The sequence below is a fragment of the Amycolatopsis thailandensis genome (assembly GCF_002234405.1).
Taxonomy (GTDB): Bacteria; Actinomycetota; Actinomycetes; order Mycobacteriales; family Pseudonocardiaceae; genus Amycolatopsis; species Amycolatopsis thailandensis.
In genome coordinates, this window is the sequence record NZ_NMQT01000205.1 from 1 (window position 1) to 621 (window position 621).

Here is a 621-nt window from a genome sequence, read left to right on the forward strand (position 1 = left end):
GGGACGGCGATGCACTGTCCCGATGCAGATCCGCCCCACGACCGCCGATGACCGCGACGTCTTCGTCGACACCCTGTTCGCCGCGTTCGCCCGTTTCCCGGACAGCGCGGGCGAGACCTGGTCCGCGCTGGAACTGGATCGCGGTCTGTTCGCCACGGCCGAGGACGGGCGGCCCGTCGGCACGGCGGCCGCGTACTCCTTCGAGCTCACCCTTCCCGGTGAGGTCGTCGTCCCGGTCTCCGGGGTGACCGCCGTCGGCGTCCTGCCCACGCACCGGCGCCGGGGCGCGCTCAGCGCGATGATGCGGCGTCAGTTCGCCGACTTCCGGGCCAGGGGCGAGATCCTCTCCGTGCTGCTGGCCTCGGAGGCCCTGATCTACCGCCGGTTCGGCTACGGACCGGCGACCTACACCCACCGGCTGACCGTGCGGCGTCACCAGGCCGCGTTCGCCGTCCCCCGGGCCGACGAGGGCTCGATGGAACTGCTGCGCCGCGCCGATTGCGGCGAGCTCCTGGAAGAGGTCTACGACCGGTATCGCCGGGCACGGCCCGGCGCGCTTTCGCGTCCGCACCGCTGGTGGGCGGCGGAAGCGGGACAGGCACCGATCTCGGGCGCACCGCG

The 621-nt window shown here is 73.3% G+C and carries 1 protein-coding gene; it reads left to right on the forward strand.

The genetic code is table 11. The features are described from left to right. Positions 1-22: 22 nt before the first annotated feature. Positions 23-621 (forward strand): GNAT family N-acetyltransferase (locus tag CFP71_RS41090; protein WP_143267270.1); only part of this gene is annotated, 599 nt, incomplete at its 3' end.